Origin of the sequence: Ramlibacter sp. (genome assembly GCF_028291745.1) — a bacterium.
In the GTDB taxonomy this organism is placed as follows: Bacteria; Pseudomonadota; Gammaproteobacteria; order Burkholderiales; family Burkholderiaceae_C; genus Ramlibacter.
In genome coordinates this window covers 1-22,372 of the sequence record NZ_JAQGNQ010000022.1, presented here as the reverse complement: position 1 = coordinate 22,372, position 22,372 = coordinate 1, and the positions used below count along the sequence as shown (strand labels likewise).

25 protein-coding genes are annotated in these 22,372 nt (G+C 67.8%); 15 read left to right on the top strand and 10 right to left on the bottom strand.

Going from position 1 to position 22,372, the window contains the following annotated elements:
- Positions 1-9: 9 nt before the first annotated feature.
- Genes JWP60_RS03320 through JWP60_RS03300 form a run of 5 tightly spaced genes read right to left on the bottom strand, consistent with a single transcriptional unit; the run spans position 10 to position 3,222 of the window.
- A complete protein-coding gene (locus JWP60_RS03320; RefSeq protein ID WP_299786354.1) occupies positions 10-1,077 on the bottom strand; it encodes a GTP-binding protein in 1,068 nt (355 codons plus the stop codon).
- Entirely contained in the window at positions 1,064-1,384 is a 321-nt protein-coding gene (locus JWP60_RS03315; protein ID WP_299786352.1) for a hypothetical protein, read from the bottom strand. Before JWP60_RS03315 ends, JWP60_RS03320 begins: the two co-directional genes overlap by 14 nt.
- Positions 1,385-1,432: 48 nt before the next feature.
- Positions 1,433-1,780, bottom strand: coding sequence for a RidA family protein (locus tag JWP60_RS03310; protein WP_299786350.1), 348 nt, complete (start codon positions 1,778-1,780; stop codon positions 1,433-1,435).
- Between the two features lie 21 nt (positions 1,781-1,801).
- The gene (locus JWP60_RS03305) at positions 1,802-2,509 is read right to left on the bottom strand and encodes a DUF1028 domain-containing protein (protein WP_299786348.1); all 708 of its coding nucleotides are present in this window, start codon (positions 2,507-2,509) and stop codon (positions 1,802-1,804) included.
- Entirely contained in the window at positions 2,506-3,222 is a 717-nt protein-coding gene (locus JWP60_RS03300) for a DUF1028 domain-containing protein (protein WP_299786346.1), read from the bottom strand. Before JWP60_RS03300 ends, JWP60_RS03305 begins: the two co-directional genes overlap by 4 nt.
- A gap of 243 nt (positions 3,223-3,465) precedes the next feature.
- Between JWP60_RS03300 and JWP60_RS03295 the strand changes: the two genes are divergently transcribed.
- Both JWP60_RS03295 and JWP60_RS03290 read left to right on the top strand, forming a co-directional pair.
- Positions 3,466-4,434 (top strand): tripartite tricarboxylate transporter substrate binding protein, encoded by a 969-nt coding sequence (locus JWP60_RS03295; RefSeq protein ID WP_299786344.1) that lies wholly within the window; start codon positions 3,466-3,468, stop codon positions 4,432-4,434.
- Between the two features lie 96 nt (positions 4,435-4,530).
- A complete protein-coding gene (locus tag JWP60_RS03290; RefSeq protein ID WP_299786342.1) occupies positions 4,531-5,229 on the top strand; it encodes a GntR family transcriptional regulator in 699 nt (232 codons plus the stop codon).
- 17 nt (positions 5,230-5,246) lie between these two features.
- Here the strand turns inward: JWP60_RS03290 and JWP60_RS03285 are convergent, their stop codons facing one another.
- Together JWP60_RS03285 and JWP60_RS03280 are read right to left on the bottom strand one after the other, a co-directional pair.
- Positions 5,247-6,260, bottom strand: a complete 1,014-nt coding sequence (locus JWP60_RS03285) for a tripartite tricarboxylate transporter substrate binding protein (protein WP_299786340.1) — start codon at positions 6,258-6,260, stop codon at positions 5,247-5,249.
- A gap of 242 nt (positions 6,261-6,502) precedes the next feature.
- A complete protein-coding gene (locus tag JWP60_RS03280) occupies positions 6,503-7,462 on the bottom strand; it encodes a LysR family transcriptional regulator (RefSeq protein WP_299786338.1) in 960 nt (319 codons plus the stop codon).
- Positions 7,463-7,599: 137 nt separating this feature from the next.
- On the opposite strand from JWP60_RS03280, the gene JWP60_RS03275 reads away from it, so the two are divergent.
- The 11 genes from JWP60_RS03275 to JWP60_RS03225 all read left to right on the top strand — a co-directional run bounded on the left by JWP60_RS03275 (position 7,600) and on the right by JWP60_RS03225 (position 18,074).
- Positions 7,600-8,589 (top strand): tripartite tricarboxylate transporter substrate binding protein, encoded by a 990-nt coding sequence (locus JWP60_RS03275; protein WP_299786336.1) that lies wholly within the window; start codon positions 7,600-7,602, stop codon positions 8,587-8,589.
- A complete protein-coding gene (locus JWP60_RS03270) occupies positions 8,582-9,574 on the top strand; it encodes a glutamate cyclase domain-containing protein (protein ID WP_299786335.1) in 993 nt (330 codons plus the stop codon). The genes JWP60_RS03275 and JWP60_RS03270 overlap by 8 nt, the downstream gene beginning before the upstream one ends.
- 50 nt (positions 9,575-9,624) lie before the next feature.
- Positions 9,625-10,758 carry a Xaa-Pro peptidase family protein gene (locus JWP60_RS03265; RefSeq protein WP_299786333.1) on the top strand — a complete coding sequence of 378 codons (1,134 nt, stop codon included), beginning with the start codon at positions 9,625-9,627 and terminating at the stop codon, positions 10,756-10,758.
- On the top strand, positions 10,758-11,564 hold the full coding sequence (locus JWP60_RS03260; RefSeq protein WP_299786331.1) for an aspartate dehydrogenase: 807 nt from the start codon (positions 10,758-10,760) through the stop codon (positions 11,562-11,564). The genes JWP60_RS03265 and JWP60_RS03260 overlap by 1 nt, the downstream gene beginning before the upstream one ends.
- Positions 11,565-11,623: 59 nt before the next feature.
- Complete coding sequence (locus tag JWP60_RS03255; RefSeq protein WP_299786329.1) at positions 11,624-12,667, top strand: LysR family transcriptional regulator; 1,044 nt, start codon at positions 11,624-11,626, stop codon at positions 12,665-12,667.
- A gap of 53 nt (positions 12,668-12,720) precedes the next feature.
- Positions 12,721-14,130 (top strand): amidase, encoded by a 1,410-nt coding sequence (locus JWP60_RS03250; protein ID WP_299786327.1) that lies wholly within the window; start codon positions 12,721-12,723, stop codon positions 14,128-14,130.
- A complete protein-coding gene (locus tag JWP60_RS03245) occupies positions 14,069-15,052 on the top strand; it encodes a polysaccharide deacetylase family protein (RefSeq protein WP_299786325.1) in 984 nt (327 codons plus the stop codon). The genes JWP60_RS03250 and JWP60_RS03245 overlap by 62 nt, the downstream gene beginning before the upstream one ends.
- Positions 15,053-15,085: 33 nt before the next feature.
- Positions 15,086-16,069 carry a tripartite tricarboxylate transporter substrate-binding protein gene (locus JWP60_RS03240; protein ID WP_299786323.1) on the top strand — a complete coding sequence of 328 codons (984 nt, stop codon included), beginning with the start codon at positions 15,086-15,088 and terminating at the stop codon, positions 16,067-16,069.
- Positions 16,070-16,077: 8 nt separating this feature from the next.
- Positions 16,078-16,272: a hypothetical protein gene (locus JWP60_RS03235; RefSeq protein ID WP_299786321.1), complete on the top strand. Its 195-nt coding sequence runs from the start codon at positions 16,078-16,080 to the stop codon at positions 16,270-16,272.
- A gap of 102 nt (positions 16,273-16,374) precedes the next feature.
- The gene (locus JWP60_RS03230) at positions 16,375-17,052 is read left to right on the top strand and encodes an RraA family protein (RefSeq protein WP_299786319.1); all 678 of its coding nucleotides are present in this window, start codon (positions 16,375-16,377) and stop codon (positions 17,050-17,052) included.
- A 185-nt stretch (positions 17,053-17,237) separates the two neighbouring features.
- Complete coding sequence (locus JWP60_RS03225) at positions 17,238-18,074, top strand: tripartite tricarboxylate transporter substrate binding protein (protein ID WP_299786317.1); 837 nt, start codon at positions 17,238-17,240, stop codon at positions 18,072-18,074.
- 22 nt (positions 18,075-18,096) lie between these two features.
- On the opposite strand, the gene JWP60_RS03220 is transcribed toward JWP60_RS03225, so the two are convergent.
- On the bottom strand, positions 18,097-19,071 hold the full coding sequence (locus tag JWP60_RS03220; RefSeq protein ID WP_299786316.1) for a LysR family transcriptional regulator: 975 nt from the start codon (positions 19,069-19,071) through the stop codon (positions 18,097-18,099).
- A 96-nt stretch (positions 19,072-19,167) separates the two neighbouring features.
- Here JWP60_RS03220 and JWP60_RS03215 point away from each other — a divergent pair, with 96 nt between their 5' ends.
- On the top strand, positions 19,168-20,577 hold the full coding sequence (locus JWP60_RS03215) for an amidase (RefSeq protein WP_299786314.1): 1,410 nt from the start codon (positions 19,168-19,170) through the stop codon (positions 20,575-20,577).
- 42 nt (positions 20,578-20,619) lie between these two features.
- Here JWP60_RS03215 and JWP60_RS03210 read toward each other — a convergent pair whose 3' ends face one another.
- Both JWP60_RS03210 and JWP60_RS03205 read right to left on the bottom strand, forming a co-directional pair.
- Positions 20,620-21,564, bottom strand: a complete 945-nt coding sequence (locus JWP60_RS03210) for a glyoxylate/hydroxypyruvate reductase A (protein WP_299786312.1) — start codon at positions 21,562-21,564, stop codon at positions 20,620-20,622.
- Positions 21,561-21,977 carry a VOC family protein gene (locus tag JWP60_RS03205; RefSeq protein WP_299786310.1) on the bottom strand — a complete coding sequence of 139 codons (417 nt, stop codon included), beginning with the start codon at positions 21,975-21,977 and terminating at the stop codon, positions 21,561-21,563. The genes JWP60_RS03210 and JWP60_RS03205 overlap by 4 nt, the downstream gene beginning before the upstream one ends.
- Positions 21,978-22,081: 104 nt before the next feature.
- On the opposite strand from JWP60_RS03205, the gene JWP60_RS03200 reads away from it, so the two are divergent.
- Positions 22,082-22,372 (top strand): LysR family transcriptional regulator (locus tag JWP60_RS03200; protein WP_299786308.1); only part of this gene is annotated, 291 nt, incomplete at its 3' end.

Genomic DNA, 22,372 nt, shown 5'->3' with positions numbered 1-22,372 from the left:
CGCCGCTTCTCACTGCGCCTGGAGCGCCAGGAAGCGCTCCAGCGAGGCTTGCAGTGCATCCTGCGCTGGAATGTCGCCGATCAGCACCAGGCGGGAGCGGCGGTCCTCGGTCGGCCAGGCGTCCAGGTGCACCGGCGGATGGACCAGCCGGTGCACGCCGTGCACCACCGTGGGCAAGTCGCTGCCTTCGATATTCAACAGGCATTTGAGGCGCAGCAGCCCGTCGCCATGACGGTGCAGCAGCATGCTCATCCAGGTGCCCAGCACGATCCAGTTCAGCGGACGATCGAACACCAGGGACGCGGTGCGCACGCCCTGGCGATGCCCACCCTGCGTCGCCGGCCCGAAGGCCGGAACGGCCATGCCGTGGTACGTGCGGGGCCTGTCCTCCGGCTGCGCCGTGAACCAGTTGTGCACCTCCCGCGTGCGGCCTGCGGACAGGGTGTCCTGGTCCAGCGCCAACAGGGCAGGGTCGAAGTCGCGGCTGGAGCGCAGGCGGGGCGCAGTGCGGTTGAGGGATGCCAGTTCCGCCTCGAGCGCGGCCAGCGCCTCGGGCGTCGCCAGGTCGGTCTTGGTGATGACGATGCGGTCGGCCACCGCGGCCTGCTTGACCGACTCGGGATGCTGCGCCAACTGCGCGGCTCCGTGATAGGCATCGACCGTTGCCACCACCGTGCCGATGCGGAACTGGTGGCGCAGCATGGCATCCAGCGCCAGGGTGTTCAGCAAGGGCACCGGGTCGGCCATGCCGGTGGTCTCCACGATCACCCGGGTCAGTGCCTGACGGCCCAGGCGCCCGTGCCGGTCCAGCAGGTCTTGCAGCGTGGTGCGCAGGTCGCCGCGCATGCCGCAGCAGATGCAGCCGTTCTTCAGCAGCAGCACTTCCTGGTCGACATAGTCGATCAGGTGGTGGTCGATGCCGGCTTCACCGAGTTCGTTGATGATGACCGCGCTGTCGGCAAGCTCGGGGCTGGCCAGCAGGCGCTGCAGCAGGGTTGTCTTTCCGCTCCCCAGGAAGCCGGTCAGCACGTTGACCGGTACGCGGGCATCGGCCACGCCGGCGTCAGGCATTGCCATGGTGCGTGGAGGCGGATTCATGCGCCGGATGCAGGGCCAACGGGTCCGGGCTCGAACCGGTCAGCAGTTCGACCTTGTGCCAGAGATCCGCCAGGTCGCTCGCGATTTCGGTCTTGCCGGTGTAGGTACTCAGCACGTAGGCGGTTCCGTGCCAGTCGGCCACCGTGCAGGCATAAGCCTTCAGCAGCCGGTTGAGATAGCTGATGCGTCCCAGGCGTTCGGCCCGCGGCGAAACATGGGCCTGCGCGCCGGCAGTGCGCTCTGCCCAATGCAGTTCGCCCGCCAGTATTCCGCACAAGCCGCACATGCCCATCTCCGAGAGTGGCGGCCAGTCTAGTGCATGGCCGGGCCGCGGCTACTTCGTCGCCGTGACCTGGATCTCGACGAACAGGTTGGGATTGGCCAGTTGAGACGTCACGCAGGCGCGCGCCGGCAGGTTCGCGGGATCCACCCAGCCGAGCCAGACCTCGTTCATCTCGTCGCGGTAGCGGATGTCCGTCACCCAGATCGTGGCGGACACGATCTTCGACTTGTTGCTGTCGGCGAGCGCCAGCAGGGCGTCGATCTTGGCCAGCACTTCGGCGGTCTGCTCCTTGACGGAAGCGGGCAGCTTGTCTGCCGTGAGGCCGGCCAGGTAGACCATGCCGTTGGCTTCGACGCCGCCCGACAGGATCTTGGCGGGCTTGTGGCGAATGATGTTCATGCGTTGATCTCTTTCCATGTGTTATCGGGTCGCGGCGGCCAGGCTCGCGACGAATCTTTCTTCCGGCATGGCGCTGCGCGGCTGCGTCCAGCGCTGCCGGTAATAGGGCTGGTAGCGCTTGAACTCTTCCAGGATGCGGCGCAATTCGGCGACCGTGTTGTCGTGCAGGTCCACCCGCACGTCGATCTCCGGATAGTCCAGTCTATCCACCACGCGGATCCAGGCGGAGCGCTCCGGCCGCGGGCGGCCGTTGGACATCTGGCCGCCGGCATCGCGGCCGCCTTCGAGCGCCAGCATCAGCCGGTCCTCCAGCGGTGCGTCGGGTTGACTCAGGAAGCCGGAGATGATCCCTGCCACCGTCTGTGGGCCGGCGAGCCCGTTGCCGTAGGCGGCGTAGTACGGGCCCACGGTATGGCCGGCCCAGGGACCGCAGGACGAACCGGTGTGCGCCACCACGTTGCCCTCGCGATCGACGATGCCGAACTGGCGATAGGCGAAGTCCGGATCGTCGGCTTCCAGCACGCGCATGATGTGCGCCGGCGTGTAGCCTTGGCCCAGCATCTCCAGCACCAGCGGGTCGACGAAGCGCAGGTAGAACGCCTGCGACTTGCTCACGCCCACATTGGGACGCACGCTCTCGTTGCGCCGGCCGCAGGCCATCGAGAACGTGGTGGAGCCGACACCGAAGCGGCCGGTGTGCGGGCAGCGGGCGATGATCGAATAGGTCATGCGGCGTCCTGGCTTTTCTTCAGCATGTCGGCGAACTCCATGGCCGGAATGGCCTTGCGCGGGTTACGCGCGCGCTCTTCGTAGTATGCGATCGACGGTTTGTAGTCGACGTAGATGCGCCGCAACTCGGTGACGGCGTCGGCGTGCAGATCCACCCGCAGGTCGACCTCGTTGTACGTCCGGTTGGCCCACACGACCATCGCCGCGGAGCGCTCCGGCAGCCGGCCGCTCGCGCCCCGGATGCCGCCCGCGCCGCGACCGGCTTCGAGCACGGCCAGGAGTCGCTCGTCGAGCCCTTGGTCGCCAGTGCTCTCGAAGCTCGCCGCCATCGCGTCCAGCACTTGCTGGCCGGCCAGTCCATCGCCGAACACGACGAAGTCGGTACCGGTGCGATGGCCCGACCAGGCGCTCAGTTGCGAGCCGCTGTGGGCCGCGACCCGGCCTTCGCGATCGGTGATCGCGATCTGCCGCCAGTCGACGTCGGGATCGTTGGCGCGCAATTCCTCCAGCGCCTGTACGGCGGTGCGACCCTGCGCAAGCAGCTTGATCGCGAGATGGTTGTTCTGCGGGCGCGGAGCACCGAGCGTGAGGCTGACGCCGGTGTTGGCACGCACGGCGCCGTCGCAGTGGAAGCCCACGGCGATCGAATAGCTGGCGATACCAATCCCGAACTGGCCGGTGCGCGAGCACCGGGCAACGATGGAATAGGTCACTTGGACTCCTGGTGGTGTGCCCCTCGCAACGCAGGAGCGCCGCAGGCTGGGAGCAGGCGCGGAGGTTAGCAAGCTCCGTCGTCTTTGCATAATGAATTCAGTTTTCAGAGCTTGATCGACCGACGAACGGCATCCCTCTCTGCGGAGAAGGCTTCCTTTCGTTTTCTGGATTGCATGCAATATGCAAGTGGCATAGACTTTGCAAGGATCATCGGGTCCGGCAAATCGCCGCAAGGAGTATTGATGCTGATTCCAAGACGGAGACTCGGGGCCCTGGCGGCCGCACTCGCCTGCGGCCTGGGCCTGGGCGCGCCGGCAGCCGCGCAGAACTATCCCTCCAGGACCGTCCGTCTCATCGTTCCTTATTCGCCGGGCGGGGCCAACGACGTGCTCGCACGCCTGTTCGCCAACCTGCTGTCCTCCTCGTTCGGGCAGCCGGTCATCGTCGAAAATCATCCGGGCGCGGGCGGGAACATCGGCAGCGAAATGGTCGCCCGCGCCGCACCGGATGGCTACACGCTGCTGTACGTGAGCAACTCGCTGGCCATCGCACCGGCGCTGTACCCGAAAATGAATTACTCGCTGCAGCAGCTGGCGCCGATCTCGCTGGTCGCGGACTTCCCCATTGCCCTGGTCACCAGCGCCTCGATACCCGCCCACAACGTCAAGGAACTGGTGGCGCTGTCGAAGAAGAAGAGTCTCAATTACGGGTCCACCGGCATCGGCTCGGCCAACCACCTGACCGGCGTGCTGCTCAATAGCGTGGCCGGCGTCAACAACGTGCACGTTCCGTACAAGGGCGCCGGGCCGATGATGGTCGCGCTGCTCGGTGGAGAAATCGACTTTGCGGCGCCCAACGTCTTCACCGCGGTGCCCTACCTGCACAGCGACCGCGTCCACATCCTCGCGGTCACCGGCAGCAAGCCCAGCTCCGCGCTTCCCGGTGTGCCGACCGTGGGCCGGGACTACCCCGGCTTCGATACCGACGTGTGGCATGGCTTCTTCACGACCGCCGGCACGCCTGCGCCCGTCGTCGCCCGGCTGCATGAGGAGATCATCAAGGCCCTGCACTCCCCGCAGATGCGCGACGCGCTCGAAAAAGGCGGTGGCGAGACGGTGGGCGACACGCCCGAGGAGTTCGCCCGCGTGATAGCGAGCGACGGCAAGAAGTACGCGAAGCTCGTGAAGATCTCGGGCGCGACGGCCGACTGACCCCAGGCGCGCACCGGCACCTCGCGGTGCGCGTGCGTGCGCAGGCAACGGCGGCCGCGTCTTTACAATGGCCGTCGGGCAATGCAGGGGGGTCTTTTGGCAGAAGTCATCGAAATCGCACGGCAAGGCCTGCATGACCAGGTCGTGTCCCGGCTGCGGGCCATGCTGGTCGAAGGAAGCATCGCGCCGGGCGCCAAGCTCAAGGAGCGTGAGCTCTGCGAACGCCTCAGTGTTTCCCGCACGCCGCTGCGCGAGGCGATCAAGCTGCTCGCGGCCGAAGGACTCGTCGAACTGGTGCCCAACCGCGGCGCCGTGGCCGTCAAGCTGACCGAGGCGGACGTGACGCACAGCTTCGAGGTGCTGGGTGCGCTGGAAGCACTCGGTGGCGAACTGGCGGCGCGGCGCATGACCGATGCGGAATTTTCCGAGCTCAAGGCGCTGCACTACGAGATGCTCGCCGCGTACGCGCGCAAGGACCTGCCGGGGTACTACCGGCTGAACGCGCGCATCCACGGGGCGATCAACAGCTTCGCCCGCAACCCCGTCCTGGCCAAGGCGTACCACGCCATCAATGCCCGGGTGCAGTCGCTTCGCTTCAGCTCCAACTACGACCAGGAAAAGTGGAAGCGGGCGGTCAAGGAGCACGAGCAGATGCTGGAAGCGCTGCAGGCGCGCGACGGCGCGCGCCTGCGGGCGCTGATGCACGAACACATGCAGCGCAAGCGCGACGTCGTCCTCGATCAGATGCGCGCAGCGCCGGCGGCGGTGCGCGGCTCGCAGGAAGCGGCGGGCTGAGGCCGGCTGCCAACGCGTCAATCCGCGTGGGCGCCGGAGATCTTCACCGCCTGCGCCCAGTGCGCCACTTCCGACTTGATGTACGCAGCGGTCTCGTCCGCCCCGAACTGCATGGGATCGGTGCCCAGCGTGATCAGCTCGGCCCGTACCTCGGGTTTGCGCAGGATCGCCGTCGCCTCGACGTTGAGCCGGCGGATCACGTCGGGCGGCGTGCCCGCAGGGGCCACCAGCGCCGACCAGCCCTGGGCCGCGAAGCCGGGGTAGCCCTGCTCGGCGATCGTGGGGACATCGGGCAGCGCCAGCGCCCGCTTGGCGCCCGCCGTGGCGATCACCTTGAAGCGGCCGCTCCTCACCTGCGGCAGCACCGCCGCGGCGGTGTCGAACATCATCGCGACCTGACCGGCCATCACGCCCGTGATGGCGGCACCCGAGCCCTGGTAAGGGACGTGCGTGATGTGGAGGCTGGCCGCCGACTTGAACAGCTCCATGATCAGGTGGTTGGGCACCCCGTTGCCCGAGGACGCGTAGTTCAACTTGCCATCGTTCTTGCGCACGTACGCGACCAGTTCCTGCAGGTTGTTCGCCGGGAAGTCGGAGCGTACGACCAGCACGTTCGGCACCGCCGCGATCATGGCGATCGGCTGGAAGTCCTTGACGGGGTCGTAGGGCAGCTTGCTGTAGAAGCTGGCATTGATCGCCAGCGGACCGCCTCCGGCGACCAGGAGCGTGTAGCCGTCGGCCTGCGCGTTCTTCACGAGCTGCGTGCCGATGATGCCCGCCGCGCCTGGCCTGTTCTCGACGAAGAAGCTCTGGCCCAGTGCCGTGGCGAGATGGTAGGCGAGCTGGCGCGCGATCAGGTCCGTGCCCTGGCCGGGGGGAAAGGGCACGACGACGCGAACCGGCCGCGACGGGTACGCACTCTCGGCCGGCGCGAGCGACGGCACGCTGGCAACAAGGACGGCGGCGGTCAGGAGTACGAGGCGCGCGATGCGTGCGCTGGGGCGGCCGTGAGGCAGGAACAAGGAGTCCACTGGCGATTCCCTTTCAACAAGGATTTCAAAGGTGAGCCTGCGGATATGCATTTTGCATGCACGTTTTCCATTGGTCTTGCGCCCCACGACGGTGCCGTTCTCGCCCGCTTTCGGGCGTGGCCCAAGAGCGAGGCCGCTTTTTAGCAGGCTTCATCTGCGCTGGCGAAGTGGCATTTTGTATTCAAAATGCATACCAAGCTACGGCAGATCGGCGTGAAGCCAGGCGCACGGCCCGGTGCGCCTCACTTCTTGCGCAGCTTGCCCACGCTGGCGAGCACCAGCGCGTCGCGGAAGCGGGCCACCAGCGCGTCGTTCTCGCCGGTGCGCCGCCAGATCGCCGACACCGACATCCCGGTGAGCGTGACGGCGGCCGGCAGCTTCTGCAGTTGCCCCGCCGCGATGTAGTGTTGCGCCACCACCCGCGGCGCCAGCGCCAGCAGGTCGGTGGTGGCGATCATCATCAGATTGGAGTGGACCGAGGCGGATTCCACGGTTGGCCCCGGCGGCGTCAGTCCGCGCACCAGGAACAGCTCGTCGAACAGCGTGCGCGTCGACGAGGGCGGCGGCGGCAAGACCCAGGACTGTCCCGCCAGCGCCCGCAAGCCGACCGAGCGCTGCGCCGCCAGTGGATGGCCGGCGCGGCAGACGATCCAGCGCGGTTCGTCGAACAGCCTGGCCTGCCCCAGTTGCGCGGCGGCCGCAGAGCCGGCCCAGGCCGCCCCGATCCGGCCGACGACGCAGTCGAGCTCGCCGCGCATCAACAGGTCGGTCAGGCCATCGACCGTCCCTTCGGAAAACTCCACGCGCACATTGCCGGTGCACGCCAGGAAGCTGCGCATCGCATCGGGAACGAGTTCCACCATCGCGATCGCGAGCGCGCCGACCCGCAGGCGCTGGCTTGCGTGCTGCTCGGCGAGCAGCGCCTCGTCGCGTGCCGAATCGACTTCGGCCAGCGCGATGGAAAAACGGCGCAAGGCGGCACGCGCACCCGGCGTGAGCACGACGCCGCGCGGACTGCGCTGCACCATCTGCAGCCCGAAGATCGATTCGAGTTCCCGCAGCATGGCGCTCACCGCGGGCTGCGTCAGGTTCAGTTCTTCGGCGGCCCGCGTGATCGACCGCTCCTGCTCCAGCAGCGCCAGCAGGTGCAGGTGTCTCAGCTTCAGGTGCCCGTAGGCAAAGGGTCTGCGATCCGCGCTCATGTTCGGCCATCAGATTTTTGAATGGCCCCATAGGAATTATGCGCTTTGTGGGCTGATGGGCATGCCACAGACTGGTAGCTCCTTGCCCTGGGACAGCGCTCCGCGCCGCACCCCGCGCAGGCCGATGGGGCATGACCATGAAAAACTTTATCGCTGCGCTCGCCAGCTTCACCCTGGGCGCCGCCGCCTTGCTGACGCACGCAACGGCCGCCGCCCAGCCCGGCGGCTATCCCGATCGCAGCATCCGCCTGATCACGCCCTTCCCACCCGGTGGCGGCACCGACGTCGTCGCCCGCATCATTGGCGCTCGCCTGTCGCAGCAGATGGGGCAGCAGGTCATCATCGACAACCGAGCGGGTGCCGGCGGCAGCCTCGGCACCGACCTCGCCGCGCACGCGCCGGCCGACGGCTACACGCTGGTGCTTGGCAGCAGCGCAACGCACGCCGTGAATCCCAGCCTCTATGGCCACCTGGGCTACGACCCGATCGCCGATTTCGCTCCGGTGTCGCTGGTGGCGCAGACTTCCTTGCTGCTGATGGTCCGCCCGACGCTGCCCGTGAAGAACGTTGCCGAACTGGTGGCGCTGGCGAAGCAGCGGCCGGCCGGTACCGGCCTGACCTTCGCGTCCGCGGGACCGGGTTCGGCGCAGCACCTGGGCGGCGAACTGTTCAAGAGCCTGTCGGGCGCGAACCTGCTGCACGTCCCCTACCGCGGCGCCGGCCCGGCGATGACGGACCTGCTGGCCGGCCAGGTCGACATGATGTTCGACACCAAGCCGTCGGCCTTGCCGCAGATGCGCGCCGGCAAGCTGCGCGCGCTGGGCGTCAGCAGCGCGCAGCGCGATCCAGACCTGCCCGGCGTTCCGGCGATCGGCGAAACCGTTCCCCGCTACGAGCTGGTGACGTGGTACGCGCTGTTCGCCCCCAAGGGCACGCCGCCCGCGATCGTCGAACGGCTCAATGCGGAAGTGCAGCGCGCCCTGGCCTCGGAGCAGGTCCGGGAGAGATTCAAGGCCGCGGGCGTCGAGCCGAGCGGATCGTCGGCGGCCGCCCTCGGCGCACTGGTGAAGGCCGAGGTACCGAAGTGGCGCCGGGTGATCCAGGAGTCGGGAGCGAAGCTTGACTGAGGGCGTGTGCGATCCGGCGCTGGCCGACACCATCGCCTTCGAGAATCTCGACCGGCTGCTGAACGTGGAGATGCGCAGCCGACTGCTGCCGCGCGGCGCGAAGTGGACGATGTACCAGTTGGCACGCCAGGTCACCGGCATGTCCCTGGTGCACGCAGCCGCGCGCGTCTTCGACCGGCCGCCGGCGCGCGTGCTGCTTGTCAGCGGCGCGGCGGTCCCCGGCCACATGCCGGTGGGCGAGAACGACGGCCCGATCGGCACGGTGGTGCTGGCGCGCGCGCTCGTGGCCATCGGGCATGCGGTGCGCATCCTCACCGATCCCGCCGCGGCAGGACCTTTCCGCGGCCTCTTGCGAGCCACCGGTCTGGACGCGCGCGTCGACGTGCTGGAGATCGGCTTGCGTGACCAGCCGCTGCAAGAGCAGCTCGCACGAGAACACGAGGTCGTCTGCGCCATCGAGCGGCTCGGCGGCAATTCCAGCGGCGTCATCTACGGCGCCACCGGCGTGTCCCGCGCCGGCTTCCGCGCCAATGTGGACCACCTGTTCACGACGGCGCGCGCGCTGGGCCGGCGCACTGTCGGCATCGGCGACGGCGGCAACGAGATCGGCTTCGGCGTCATTCACGCGCGAATGATGCAGGCGCTGCCCGAGTTCGCCTTCGCCGAGGTCACCCCTTGCGGTGGCGGCGTGTACTCGGTCATCGAGACCGACGTCCTGCTGGTCGCCAACAGCTCCAACATGGGCGCGCACGCCGTGACCGCTGGCCTGGCGCTGTTGCGCGGCGACCTTTCCCTGTGCCACACCGCGGAACAGGAGATCGCGCTCGCGCACGTCGGCGTCGGGCTGGGCCTGGTCGACGGCGGCACCGGCACCCTGCGCGCCTGGTGCGACGGCATCCCGCCGGCGGCGAACGCCGCAGTCGTCGAACTGATGCGGACCATCGTGGCGCAATCGCTCGCGCCGGCCGCGACGCGTCCCTTCTGAGGGCGCCGGTCGGCCCCCCCCAACAAAAAACACCCAGGAGATCCTTTCTCATGACAAGCCTTCGCAAGAACATCGCCAACGTCGAGCGTCTGAACACCCTGATGGACGAGGCCGGGCTCGATGCCGTGGTGCTGCGATCCGGACAGAACTTCACCTACCTGTCCGGCGTGGTGTACCCCGGCACGCTGGCCCGCCACCAGGACCTGGCGGACTCCGCACGCGCGGTGCTGCTGCTGTGGCCGCGCAACGGCCCGCCGACGATCATCGCGAACAAGACGGCGGCCGGCCTGGCCCAGCGCGACTCCTGGGTCGAACACATCGAGCTGTACGAAGGCTACGTGGAGTCGCCGTACGCCAAGCTCGCCGAAGTGATCAGCGCGGCCGGCCTGGCACGGGCGCGCGTGGGCTTCGAGCAGGACTACGTCAGCGCGCGCGACTGGCAGCTGGTGCAGCGCGCGCTGCCGCAGCTGGCCATGACCGACTGCACGGCGCTGATGGATCGGGTGCGCTGGATCAAGACGCCGGCGGAGGTGGAGAACATCCGCCGGGCCGCGGACCTGCTGGACGACGTCTACCTCGATGTGTTCCGCCGCGTGCGCTTCGACGACACGGAGCGCAAGGTGCACGCCGACATGGTGGCGACGTGCCTGGACAAGGGCTTCGAGTGGGCGCACGGCATCCTGAACTCGGACAAGAACACGATCGCGTACGCGGGCGAGAGCGACCGCGTCATCGCGCGCGGTGACGTGATCCGCACCGACTACGTGGCCTACCTGGGCGGTTACCCCGGCCACCAGTCGCGCAATGTGCTGATGGGCCCCCCGAGCCCGACGCAGCGCGCCGAATACGCGATCAACCTGGAGATCTACCGCGCCACCATCGACCGCTGCCGCGCCGGCGCGCGCGTGGGCGATCTGTACCAGTTCGTCATGGAGGCCTTCGAGCGCAATCGCTGGCAGTACAAGTCGCTGCTGGTCGGCCACGGTGTCGGCGCCTGGTGGCACCAGCAGGAGCCGATCCTGCGGCGCGGCTCCGACATCGTGCTGGAGGAGGGCATGGTGCTGGCGCTCGAGCCGCACAAGGACTTCTGGCACGTGCAGGACATGATCCTGGTTCGCGCCGGCGCGCCGCTGCTGCTGTCCGCGAAGTTTCCGACGGACGAGCCCTTCATCGTGGCAGCCTGATGCCGGCCGGCCGCTTGCGACTGTGCCTGGTCGGCACCGGCGTCATCGCCGCCGAAGTGCGCAGGCAGCTCGCGGCCAGCAGTGACGTGCACGTCGCCGCAGTGGTCCGGTCGCCCCGCTCGCAAGAGGGGCGCGCAGCCGCGCCGGGGTCGGGCGATGCGCTGGCGGTCGACGCGGTGCCGGACACGGGGATCGACCTGGTCGTGGAGATGGCGAGCGACGCCGCGGTGACGCAGCACGTGGTGCCGGCGCTGGAGCGCGGCATCCCTTGCCTGGTCTGCTCGGTGGGCGCGCTTGCCACGCCGGGCGTGCTCGCAAGCGTGCAGGCCGCGGCGCGCAAGGGCCACACCTACACCCAGTTGATCACCGGCGCGATCGGCGCGATCGATGCCCTGGCGGCCGCGGCGCTCGGCGGCCTGAGCGAGGTGCGCTACACCGGCCGCAAGCCGCCGCGGGCCTGGGAGGGCACGGCCGCCGCGAGCCAACACTCGCTGGAGCAGCTGCAGGAAGCGACGGTGGTCTTCGCGGGCCCGGCCCGCACCGCGGCCTTGCGGTTTCCGAAGAATGCCAACGTCGCGGCGACCGTCGCAATGGCCGGCATCGGCCTCGACCAGACCCACGTCACGCTGCTGGCGGACCCGGCGGTGGACTGCAACGTTCATCACGTGGTCGCAAGCGGTGCTTTCGGCCGGCTGGAATTCAGCACGTACAACGCCGCCTTTGCGGACAACCCGCGCAGCTCGATGCTGGTTGCGTGGAGCGTGACCCGCGCCATCCTGAATCACGCGAGCCCGATCCGGTTCTGAGCGGCCGACCTCTGCCGCCCACGTCGGGCAAGAGCGACGGCGGCATCCGCTGATCGCCCATGGCGGGCCAGGTTGCCGTGCCTGGCAGCGAGGACGATCCGATCGGTTCCGATGGACAATCTGCGCAAGCATCACAGCTACACGGAATTTTCCAGCAGGTTTCCCTCTCGGAGCGATTGCGTTTGGACATCAAGGAACTCAGGAGCTTTTGCATGGTCGCGAAGCTTGGAAGCTTCTCGAAGGCATCGGAGGCGCTGGGGCTCGGCCAGCCCGCTGTCACCAAGCACGTGCAGCGGCTGGAGGCGGAGATCGGCCGGGCCCTCCTGGAGCGCGGCATGCGCCCGCTGCGGGTCACCGCTGCCGGCACGAACCTGCTTCGGATGGCCGAACCCCTCGTCGAAGGCCTCGAAGGCTTGAGCCATCTTGGACCGTTCGCGATCACCGCGCGCGTGGCCGTCGGAGTGCCTCACGGCTTTGTCGGCTACGCGCTGCCGCAGGCGGTCCGACAGCTTCGGCAGCAGCTTCCAGCGACGCGGACCCGCGTGCTCTCCGGCACCAAGGAAGAAGTATTCGAGATGGTCGAGACGGGCAGCGTGGACTTCGCTGTGGCGCCCGATCCGGGGCCTTCGCGCAGCCTCGAATTCACGCCGCTCTATCCATCCGAGCGCATCGTCATCACGCCGCAGGATCACCCGTTCGCCAAGGAGGCGCCCAAGTCGCTGAAAGAGCTTGCGCAGTACCCCCTCATCGTGCCGCGTTTCCACACCGAGACCCGGGCGCTGCTGGAACGTGAGTTCCGCCGGCTGAAAGTACCGTACGAAATCGCGGTTGAGCTGGACAGCGTGGAAATGCTGGAGCGTTACGTGGAACTGGGGGTAGGGCTTGGCATCGGGCTGCGTGGCGCGGCTGACGCGGTGTCCGGGATTCGGCTCCCGATCGTGAGTCTTGCGCGCTTCCTGCCGTCGCAGACCATCGGGGTTGTGCGCAGCCGCGCAGTTGCCCTGTCCGACCCGGCACTGGCACTGATTCGCCAGCTGGAGGAGATCGGCAGATCCGCGGAACGCAGGCCCGGCAGGCGCGGCTCAATTCGGAATAGTGGTTGACACAGAATTCCGAATGGGAATAATCATGGCACGCTCGACCCTGCAGTGCACCCTTGAACGCGCCCACCTCCACCGATCTGACCCAACTGTCCCTCTCGGACGCTGCCGGCCTGCTGCGCGCGCGCAAGCTTTCGCCGGTGGAGTACGTCACTGCATTCGTCGAACGTCTGAAGCGCTACGAGCCGGCTCTCAACGCTTTCATCAGCACGGACCCTGAAGGCGCACTTGACGCTGCCCGGACCGCCGAGATCGAGATCGCGCAAGGCGGCTGGCGGGGCCCTTTGCACGGCGTTCCGATCGCGTTGAAGGACCTGATCGACGTCGCCGGCCAGCGCACCTCGGCGCACTCGAGGCTTCGCATGGAGCATGTCGCGCGCAGCGACGCTTTCGTGGTGACCAGGCTGCGCGCAGCGGGAGCCATCTTCATCGGCAAAAGCGCGCTGCACGAATTCGCCACCGGCGGTCCTTCCTTCGACCTGCCGTGGCCGCCCTCGCGCAATCCGTGGAAGCGCACGCATCATCCCGGCGGCTCTTCCAGCGGCGGCGCCGTCGCGGTCGCAGCTGGCTTTGCCCCCGTTGCGATCGGCACCGACACCGGCGGTTCGGTCCGCAATCCCGCTACCGCCTGCGGTATCACCGGCATGAAGGCGACGTACGGGGCTGTCAGCCGCCGCGGGGTGTTCCCGCTGGCATTCTCCCTCGATCACGTGGGGCCGCTCACGCGCACGGTCCGTGACAACGCGCTGGTGCTGGAGGCGATCATGGGACGTGATCCCGCGGACCCCTCGAGCGTCCACCATCCGGCTGCGTCACTGGCGCCCGGTCCCGAGCAGGGCTTGTCGGGGCTGCGTATCGGCATCCTCGAGGAGTTCGGTGCGGGGGCCAACGCCGAGATCCGCAGCGCGTTCCAGCAGGCCTGCCAGGTGATCGCGGGGCTCGGCGCGGAACTCATCCCGCTGCAGCTCTCGCCTCTGGACACCTATGTAGGTTGCGGCCGTCTGATCCTTCAGGCCGAAGCCTTCGCGCTGCACGAACACTGGCTGCGCACCCGGGGTGCCGAGTACGGCATGCGCGGTCGCACGCGCCTGCTGCCGGGAGCGTTTCTCTCGGCGGCCGACTACATCCGGGCACAGCAGATGCGCACCTTGCTCACCAACGAATTCGCGCAAGCAATGGGTCGGGTCGACGCGGCCCTCTGCGTCTCCAGTCTGGAGCTGCCGTGCGCGATCGATGACGAGGCGGAGGTCGACCGCACGTACGACCGTCAGGCGCGCACGCCATTCAACCTCACCGGCACGCCAGCCATCTCGGTGCCCATGGGTTTCTCGCAAACCGGGTTGCCCATGGGCCTGCAGCTTGTCGGCAAGGCCTTCGACGAAGCGATGGTCTACCGCGTGGCACATGCCTTCGAAGCGGCCACGGACTGGCACCGCCGCTGGCCCGATCTCAACGCCGCGGGCTGACCCCTCGGCACGCAACAAGGACCTTCTCATGCATCCCCGCGAACGATTCGAATACTCATCCCCGTTCAAGCGCCCGCCGCTGCGCAGCAAAGACGGCACCCGGCTGATCATCTGGCCCGTGGTGAACATCGAGGAATGGGAGATCGATCGCCCGATGCCGCGCCACGCATCGCCCCCGCCGGGCGGAATTTCAGGCGCCGTGCCCGACATGCCGAACTGGACCTGGCACGAATACGGAATGCGTGTGGGGTTCTGGCGGCTGCTGGACGCCTTCGAAAAGCGTGGTATCAAGCCGACCTTGTCCATCAATGCCAAGGTGTGCGAGACCCTGCCTCTCGTGCCCGAGGCCGCGCGCGATGCCGGCTGGGAGTTCATGGCGCACTGCTACGTGCAGATGTCGATCCACAAGGTGGAAGACCAGCCCGCGATGATCCGCCACTCGCTGGACGTACTTGCACGATTCCTCGGCAAGAGGCCGCGTGGCTGGCTCGGCCCTGGACGCACGCAGACGCTCGAAACCCTCGATCACGTCGCCGCAGCCGGACTCGACTGGTTCGGTGACTGGATTCTCGACGACCAGCCGTTCTGGGCGAAGACTGCCACGCGCCCGCTGGTGTCCATTCCTTACACGGTGGAGATCAACGACATCACGGTGATGGTCAGCGGCCAGCATGAGTCGGACGCGCTCCTCAAACGCGCGAGCGACGCGTTCGACCGCCTTTACGAGGAAAGCGCCAACTCCGTGCGCGTGATGGCGTTCGGAGTGCACCCGTACGTTTCCGGCGCTGCCCACCGCATCAAGTATTTCGAACAGATGCTGGATCTCTTCGCGTCGCGGGAAGGCGTGGTGTTCTGGAACGGCGACCAGATCCACGACTGGTTCGCCGCCCAGCAACCTGCGCCTTCGCCGCTTCCGCGTTAAGCCGTGCCGTCCACAAATCCAAGGAACCGCCCCATGAAGCAGTCTCTCCACCAGCAGATCAAAACCCTGGGCCTCATCGCCTGCGCGGCGATGTCGTTCCAGGCGAGCGCGCAGTCCTACCCAACCCGTGCGATCACCATGATCGTGCCCTTTCCGGCCGGCAGCGCCACCGACACCGTCGCCCGCCTGGTCGGGCAAAAAATGTCCGAGAAGCTGCATCAGCCCCTGGTGATGGAGAACGTGCCCGGCGCGAGCGGCACGATCGCTGCGGCGCGCGCCGCTCGCGCAGCGGCGGACGGCTACACGCTGATGATCCACACCACGATCGCGCTCTCCGCCGCGCTGTACAAGAATTTGAGCTACGACACCGCGACGGCGTTCGTGCCGATCGGCCTGATCAACAACGGGCCCTATGTGATCACGACCAACAACAACTTCAAGGCGCCCGACGCCAGGCAACTGTTTGCGCGGCTCAAATCCGAAGGCGACAAGATCTCGCTGGCCAACGCCGGCGTGGGCACCGGCTCGCACCTGTGCGCGATCATGCTGTCGGAGGCGCTGAACGCCCATCCCAACCTGATTCCGTACAAGAGCACCAGCCAGGCACTGCAGGATGTGATCGCCGGTAACTCCGACGTGCTGTGCGACCAGACGACCAACGCACTGCCTCAGATCGCCGCGAAGAAGATCAAGGTCTACGCCATCACATCCCCCAAGCGCAGCGCCTACCTGCCGGACGTGCCGACCACCCGTGAACTGGGCATCCCGCAGGTCGACGTCTCGGTCTGGCACGGGCTCTATGCGCCAAAAGGCACGCCCCCGAACGTGATCAAGCAAGTGAACGAGGCGCTGCAGGTGGCCCTGGCCGACCCGGTGGTGCAGAAGCGCTTCGCTGAGCTCGGTACCGAACCGTTCCCTGCGGACCAGCGCAGCCCCGCCGCCCATGCCAAGCTCCTCGCGGCCGAACTCGTGCGGTTTCGGGAAGTGGCCAGGAAGGCCAACCTGCAACTGGATTGAGGCAGGCCATGGCGAGCGATCGCGAGCACGAGCTCCAACCGGCGCAGGCGGTGCTCGACCGCCTCGGCATTCCGGTTCCGGCAACGGACCTTCCCTTTCTGGAGCGCACCTTCGCGCGTCAGCGCGAGTTGTTGCTCAAGATGGCGGCAGAGGTGCCTCCTGAGACGGAGCCGGCGCACGTCTTCAGTCCACGGACCGCCTGATCCAGGAACTGGATCAACCAGCATCAAGATAACTGGCTTTTCGTTCGCAGGGCGCGGCGATAGATTGGCCGTGTTCTTGCTTCACCCGATAACACACCCCGTATGTACGAACTCAAACCGCTTCCCACTCCCGTCGACGCCGACCTGATCGCGCTGCTGGTCCAGGCCGAGCCGGCCGTCATCGGCCATTTCCGCTACACGGGCTTCATGAGCCCGGCGATCAAGGCCCATTTCCAGGATCGCCGCATCGCCGGCACCGCCATCACGGCGCGCGCGCCCGGCATGGATGGCGCAATGGTTCACTACGCCATCGGCCAGGCGCGGCCCGGCGACGTGCTTGTGATCGATCGCTGCGGCGACATGTCGATCGCCTGCATCGGCGGCGCAGTGGCCTATGCGGCTCGCGCCGCGGGCGTGGCGGGCATCATCGTCGACGGCTTGGTGACCGACCTGGGCGAGCTGCGACAGTACGACGTCCCGGTCTGGTCGCGCGGCACGTCCGCCGTGACCGTCAAGACGCTTGGCCTGGGCGGCGAGTTCTGCAATCCGGTGAGCTGCGGCGGCGTGACGGTGAACCCCGGCGACGCCATCCTGGCCGATGAGAACGGCGTGCTCGTCATGCCTGCCGCGGACATCAGGGAATCGGTGCAGCGCGCATTGCAAATGAGCAAGGACGAAAAGCTCACCCTGGCGCGCATCGACGCCGGCGAGAAGTACCCCGACATCCTTGGCTCCACCAGGATCATCATGGACGCGATCGAGAAGCAACGGAAGCGCTGACCGCGCTTGCTGTCCCACGCTTCCTGTCCCATGTCCAAGCGCTTACCGGAACATCCATGCCTCACGTGATTCGTCGCAGCTTCCTCCTGCTGTCGCTGCTCGCTGCGACCGCCGTCTCCGCACAAACCTACCCGACCAGGCCGGTCAGGATCATCGTCCCGTTCTCGCCCGGCGGCAGCGTCGACATGGTGGCGCGCCTGGTGGGGAAAAAACTGGGCGATGCGCTCGGCCAGCCCTTCATCATCGACAACCGCCCGGGCGCCTCGGGCAATATCGGCGCCGACCTGGTGGCCAGGTCCGCCCCGGACGGCTACACGCTGCTGGTCACCGGGCCGGGCGTGCTGGTGGCCAACAGCCATCTTTATAAGAAGCTCCCGTTCGATCCGGCCAAGGATTTTGCGCCGGTGATCCGCCTGGTCAACCAGCCGAACATCCTGATCGTGCACCCGTCCGTGCAGGCCTCGAATGTCAAGGCGTTCATTGCCCTGGCGAAGTCCCGTCCGGGCAAGGTGTCGGTCGGCAGCGCCGGCATCGGCACCGGCCAGGACATCGCGGCCCAGCAGTTTGCACTAATGACCGGCGCCGACATCCTGAACGTGCCTTACAAGGGCGGGGCACCCGCCTTGACCGACCTGCTGGGCGGCCAGATCGATGCAATGTTCGAGACCGCGCCGACGGCCATGCCCTACATCAAGCAGGGCAAGGTCAAGGCACTCGCGATCACGAGCGCGAAACGCTCCAGCCTCTTGCCCGACCTTCCGACCGTGAGCGAGGCTGGCGTCAGCGGTTATGAGTCGGTGACCTGGATCGGCATGCTGGCACCGGCCGCCACGCCCAAGGCGATCGTCGACCAACTCAATGCTGAAATTCAAAAGGTGCTGGCCGGCGAGGTCGGCAAACAGCTCACCGAACTCAGCCTCGACCCGATCGGCGGCACGCCGAGGGACTATTCGGATGCGATCCGCAGCGATGCCGTCGTGTACGCCAAGATCATCAAAGCGGCCAACATTCAGCCGCAGTAAGCACGCATCGGCGCGGACCGCCTCAGCAGGGGCCGGCCGCGCTCTTCTCCTTGAGCACGTGGGCTGGGGAGGGCGCCCGGGCGGGCGGTTCAGCCACCCGGGTGAAGAAGCGCGAATCCTGCAGGACCGATCGCACGATCTCGATGATCACCTCGATGCCAGGCCCGTACTGCTCCTTCAGATACGAGGCGTAGTAGGGTGCGGGCGGAAGCTCCGGCTTCGCGGCCAGCACCCGCAGCTCGCCGGCGGCGAGTTGCTCGCGCAGGATCGCGACCGGCAGCACGGCGACCGCGTGGCGCGCCCGCACCAGCCGCAGCATGAGCGACAGCGAGTTGCAGCAGTTGACGCCGTCGAAATCCTGGCCGCCGCTGTGCAGCCACTTGTGGACGATGCCGTTGAGCGTCGAAGGCGGCGAGTTGGTCACGATCGGCAGCCTGGCCGCGACAGCCGGCACGAACACGCCTTCCGGCACCTCCATGTCGCGCGAGGCAACCCACTGGTACTCCACCCACCCGAGCAGTTCGTCGATCACGTGCGATGCGGCGCCGGAACTGGTGTGCAGCGCGATGTCCAGCTCGCGCTTGCGCAGCTTCTCCGTCAGCACGGTGCCGACGTCGATGATCAGTTCGACGATCAACCGGGGGTGGCGCTGTTTGAGCCGGGTCAGGGCCTCGGTCAACGCCACCATCGCGGTCGACTCGTCCGAACCGAGGCGCAGCACGCCTTCCACTGGCGCGGCGGAGACGCCAAGCTGCTCGAACTGCTTGCCCGCGTTCAACACGCGCTCGGCGTGGGCGAGGGCGTTGCGGCCCGCCGCGGTGAGCTCGATGCGCTGCTTCTTGCGCGAGAACAGTTCCAGGTTCAGCGCGCCTTCCAGTTCCTTGATGCGCGAGGACACGGCGGGCTGGCTGAAATTCAGGTGCTTCGCCGCCCCGTGGATGCTGCCGAGCTTGGCCGTCCAGTAGAACGCCTCGATCTGTCTTAGGGTAAACCGCATGATCCAGAAATTCTATCAACCAGCCGTCGAAGAATTCGTTTTTCTTCCGTCAGGCGCAACGATAAATTGGGAGCTCCTCCTTTGAAGCCATCGCCCATGTCCTCCTCCCCCCTGCCGCCGGCCATCGACATTTCCCTGGACAGCGCGACCGAGTTGTCGCGGGCGCTGGCCAGCGGCGAGCTCACGTCGGTTGCCATCGTGACGGCCTGCCTGGCCCGCATCCGCGAGCACGACCCCTACCTGCATGCCTTCAGCGAGGTCTATGAAGGGGAGGCGCTCGCAGCGGCGGAAGCGGCCGATCGAATGATGCGCGCCGGCTACCGGCTCGGCCCGCTGCATGGCATCCCGGTCGCGGTGAAGGACCTGGTGGACATCGCCGGCAAGGTGACCAGCAACGGCTCGCCGCTGTTTGCCAAGCGAGTCGCGCAGCGCTCCGCCCGCATCGTGGAACTGCTGCATGCCGCCGGCGCCATCATCGTCGGCAAGACCCACATGGTGCAGTTCGCGCTCGGCGCGTGGGGCACCAACGAACACATGGGCACGCCGCGCAACCCCTGGGACCACGCCACGCACCGCACGCCGGGCGGCTCCAGCAGCGGGTCGGCCGTCGCGGTCGCGGCCGGCCTGGTGCCGCTGGCGATCGGCTCGGACACCGGCGGCTCGGTGCGCGTGCCCGCCGCCTTCTGCGGCATCACCGGATTCAAGGCGACGGTGGGCCGCATCGACAGCACCGGCGTGGTGGCCCTGAGCACCACCCTGGACAGCATCGGCGTGTTCGCCCGGGCGGCGCAGGACGCGGCGCTGCTGTACGCTGTGCTGGCGCAAGACCGCTCGCTGCAGCCACAAGCCGCCACCAGTGGCGCCCAGCCCTTCGCCGGCCTGCGGCTCGCGCGGCTCGGTCCGCCCGACCTGGAGGGCGTTGCGCCCGACGTGCTGGCGGCCTACGAGTCCGCGCTGCAGGTGTTCGAGCAGGGCGGTGCGCACGTGACGGTCGTTGCGATGCCGCGGCCGCTGGACACGTTTGCGCAGACCACCAGCGCCATCATGCTCACCGAAGCCGCCGTCGAACACGGCGAACTCGCCGCCGACGCCGCGGCCGCGATGGACAGCTCGGTGCGCCCCCGCATCGCCGCCGGTTCGCGCCTGATGGCGGTCGACTACGTCCGCGCCATGCGGCAGCGCGAGGCGTGGAAGCGGGAATTCAGCGCGCTGCTGTCACGCAGCGACGCGCTCGTGACGCCGACCACCATGACCACCGCCCGGCCGGTCGCCTCCGTGGACCACGGCGTTCCGCCGGTGCGCTACACGCGCATCCAGAACCTGCTGGACATGTGCGGCGTTTCGGTGCCGGCTGGCTTCGACAGCGCTGGTCTGCCGATCGGCGTGCAGATCGCCGCGGCTGGGGGCCGCGATGCGCAGCTGATCGCCATCGCCGAGGGCTTCCAGCAGCGCACCGATTTCCACTGGCGCCGGCCCGAGCTGGCGCAAACCCGGCCGCAGCAATAAGCAGACGTCCCCTCCAGCACAAGCACGTTGCTGGAGGACTGTCTAGTACCCGGTCCTGGCGTCGACCGTTGGCGGCAGCACGCCGCTTGCGCGCCAGCGGCGGATGTTGCCGGCGACGATCTGCGCGGCGGTCTCGCGGTCGGTCGGGGCGGAGATGTGCGGCAGCACGGTCACGGCGGGATGCCGCCATTCCCAGGCGTCGGCGCTCAGCGGTTCGCGCTTGAAGACGTCCAGCACGGCGTGGCGCAAATGCCCGGCATCGAGAGCGTCCTTCAGTGCCGCTTCCACCACGATGGGACCGCGCGCGAAATTGATCAGCTGCGCGCCTCGGGGCAGCCGGGCCAGCCGGGCGGCGTCGAGCACGCCGGTGGTCTGCGGCGTCAGCGGAAGCAGGCAGACGAGGATGTCGGAGCGCTCCAGCAGGAGATCGAGCTCCTGCACGCCTGCAAAACATTCGACACCCTCGATCGCCTTGCGCTGTCGGCTCCAGCCGCGGACCTGGAAGCCTGCGGCCCGCAGCACCGCCGCCGCCGCTTCGCCCAGCGCGCCGAGCCCCAGGAGGCCGACCGTACGGGCGCCGGGGCGCCGGTAGGGCAGCGGGTGCCACAGCGCGTCGCGCTGCTGCCGGGCATAGGCCGGCATATCGCGGTGCAGGTAGAGCGTCCAGGCCAGCACGGCTTCGGCCATGGTCGTGGCGAGCTGCGGATCGACCAGGCGGACGATCTTCAGGTCGGTCTCACCCAGGTCGGCCACCAAGCGCTCCACGCCCGCCCACACGCTGTGGATCCAGCACAGGCCCGGCAGTGCGCCGAGGTCCTGCGGATCGGGATTCGCGACGATGGCGACCTTGACGGCACGGCGCTGCGCTTCGCCCATGGCGCCGACGGGTACGATGGTTTCGCCGGGCATCGCCTGGCGCAGCGCGCCCAGCCAGGCGTCGGCCTGCTCGAAGCCGGCGCGCGGAACGAAAGCGATGGGCTCGCTCATTGCGCGTAGACGTCGGTCAGTTCGCTGAAGCCCTTCACCTCGATCGGGTTGCCACTCGGGTCGCGGAAGAACATGGTGGCCTGTTCGCCGGGCTGGCCGGCAAAACGGATCTGCGGCTCCAGGTCGAAGGCGATGTCGCCGCGCGCTTGCAGGCGCGCCGCGAGCGCCTTCCATTCGTCCATCGGCAGGATCACGCCCAGGTGCGGCATCGGCACGAAGTGTTCGGCCACGCGGCCGGTGTTCGTCACGGCGAAGGGCTGGCCGAGATGCAGCGAGAGCTGGTGGCCGAAGAAGTCGATGTCGACCCACGTGCTGGTGCTGCGGCCCTCGATGCAGCCGAGCGCGCCGCAGTAGAAGGCGCGGGAGTCGTCGAGATCGAGCACGTGGTACGCGAAGTGGAAAAGAGCGGGCATGGAGGCCTCCGAAGCAATCTGGATACGGTGGAGACCGGCGATGCTAGGCCGCGGCAACAAAAAGAGAAAGAATATAATTCTGAAGCGCTTCGACAGGAATTCTTTTGGATACGCGCTACCTCAAAAGCCTGATCGCCGTGGTGGAAAGCGGCTCGATCGCCGCGGCCGCCCGCACCGAAGGCCTCACCTCCGCCGCCGTCAGCCAGCGCATCCAGGCGCTGGAGCGCAGCCTTGGCGTGGAACTGCTCTCGCGCGCCGGACACGCCGTCGTGCCCACCATCGCCTGCCGCGCGCTCCTGCCGCGGGCCCGGCGCATCGTGGGCGAAACAGGCCTGCTTGCCGGCGATGCCGATCCGGCCGGGCTCACCGGTTCGTTTCGCATCGGCTCGATCTCG

Bases quoted from the DNA above. Each gene is read 5' to 3' on its own strand.
- JWP60_RS03260 (WP_299786331.1), top strand. From the start codon at position 10,758: ATGCCGGCCGGCCGCTTGCGACTGTGCCTGGTCGGCACCGGCGTCATC.
- JWP60_RS03275 (WP_299786336.1), top strand. From the start codon at position 7,600: ATGAAAAACTTTATCGCTGCGCTCGCCAGCTTCACCCTGGGCGCCGCC.
- JWP60_RS03310 (WP_299786350.1), bottom strand. From the start codon at position 1,780: ATGAACATCATTCGCCACAAGCCCGCCAAGATCCTGTCGGGCGGCGTC.
- JWP60_RS03235 (WP_299786321.1), top strand. From the start codon at position 16,078: ATGGCGAGCGATCGCGAGCACGAGCTCCAACCGGCGCAGGCGGTGCTC.
- JWP60_RS03230 (WP_299786319.1), top strand. From the start codon at position 16,375: ATGTACGAACTCAAACCGCTTCCCACTCCCGTCGACGCCGACCTGATC.
- JWP60_RS03225 (WP_299786317.1), top strand. From the start codon at position 17,238: ATGGTGGCGCGCCTGGTGGGGAAAAAACTGGGCGATGCGCTCGGCCAG.
- JWP60_RS03210 (WP_299786312.1), bottom strand. From the start codon at position 21,564: ATGAGCGAGCCCATCGCTTTCGTTCCGCGCGCCGGCTTCGAGCAGGCC.
- JWP60_RS03265 (WP_299786333.1), top strand. From the start codon at position 9,625: ATGACAAGCCTTCGCAAGAACATCGCCAACGTCGAGCGTCTGAACACC.
- JWP60_RS03215 (WP_299786314.1), top strand. From the start codon at position 19,168: ATGTCCTCCTCCCCCCTGCCGCCGGCCATCGACATTTCCCTGGACAGC.
- JWP60_RS03205 (WP_299786310.1), bottom strand. From the start codon at position 21,977: ATGCCCGCTCTTTTCCACTTCGCGTACCACGTGCTCGATCTCGACGAC.
- JWP60_RS03255 (WP_299786329.1), top strand. From the start codon at position 11,624: ATGGCGGGCCAGGTTGCCGTGCCTGGCAGCGAGGACGATCCGATCGGT.
- JWP60_RS03240 (WP_299786323.1), top strand. From the start codon at position 15,086: ATGAAGCAGTCTCTCCACCAGCAGATCAAAACCCTGGGCCTCATCGCC.
- JWP60_RS03220 (WP_299786316.1), bottom strand. From the start codon at position 19,071: ATGCGGTTTACCCTAAGACAGATCGAGGCGTTCTACTGGACGGCCAAG.
- JWP60_RS03320 (WP_299786354.1), bottom strand. From the start codon at position 1,077: ATGGCAATGCCTGACGCCGGCGTGGCCGATGCCCGCGTACCGGTCAAC.
- JWP60_RS03280 (WP_299786338.1), bottom strand. From the start codon at position 7,462: ATGAGCGCGGATCGCAGACCCTTTGCCTACGGGCACCTGAAGCTGAGA.
- JWP60_RS03315 (WP_299786352.1), bottom strand. From the start codon at position 1,384: ATGTGCGGCTTGTGCGGAATACTGGCGGGCGAACTGCATTGGGCAGAG.
- JWP60_RS03305 (WP_299786348.1), bottom strand. From the start codon at position 2,509: ATGACCTATTCGATCATCGCCCGCTGCCCGCACACCGGCCGCTTCGGT.
- JWP60_RS03245 (WP_299786325.1), top strand. From the start codon at position 14,069: ATGCCTTCGAAGCGGCCACGGACTGGCACCGCCGCTGGCCCGATCTCA.
- JWP60_RS03295 (WP_299786344.1), top strand. From the start codon at position 3,466: ATGCTGATTCCAAGACGGAGACTCGGGGCCCTGGCGGCCGCACTCGCC.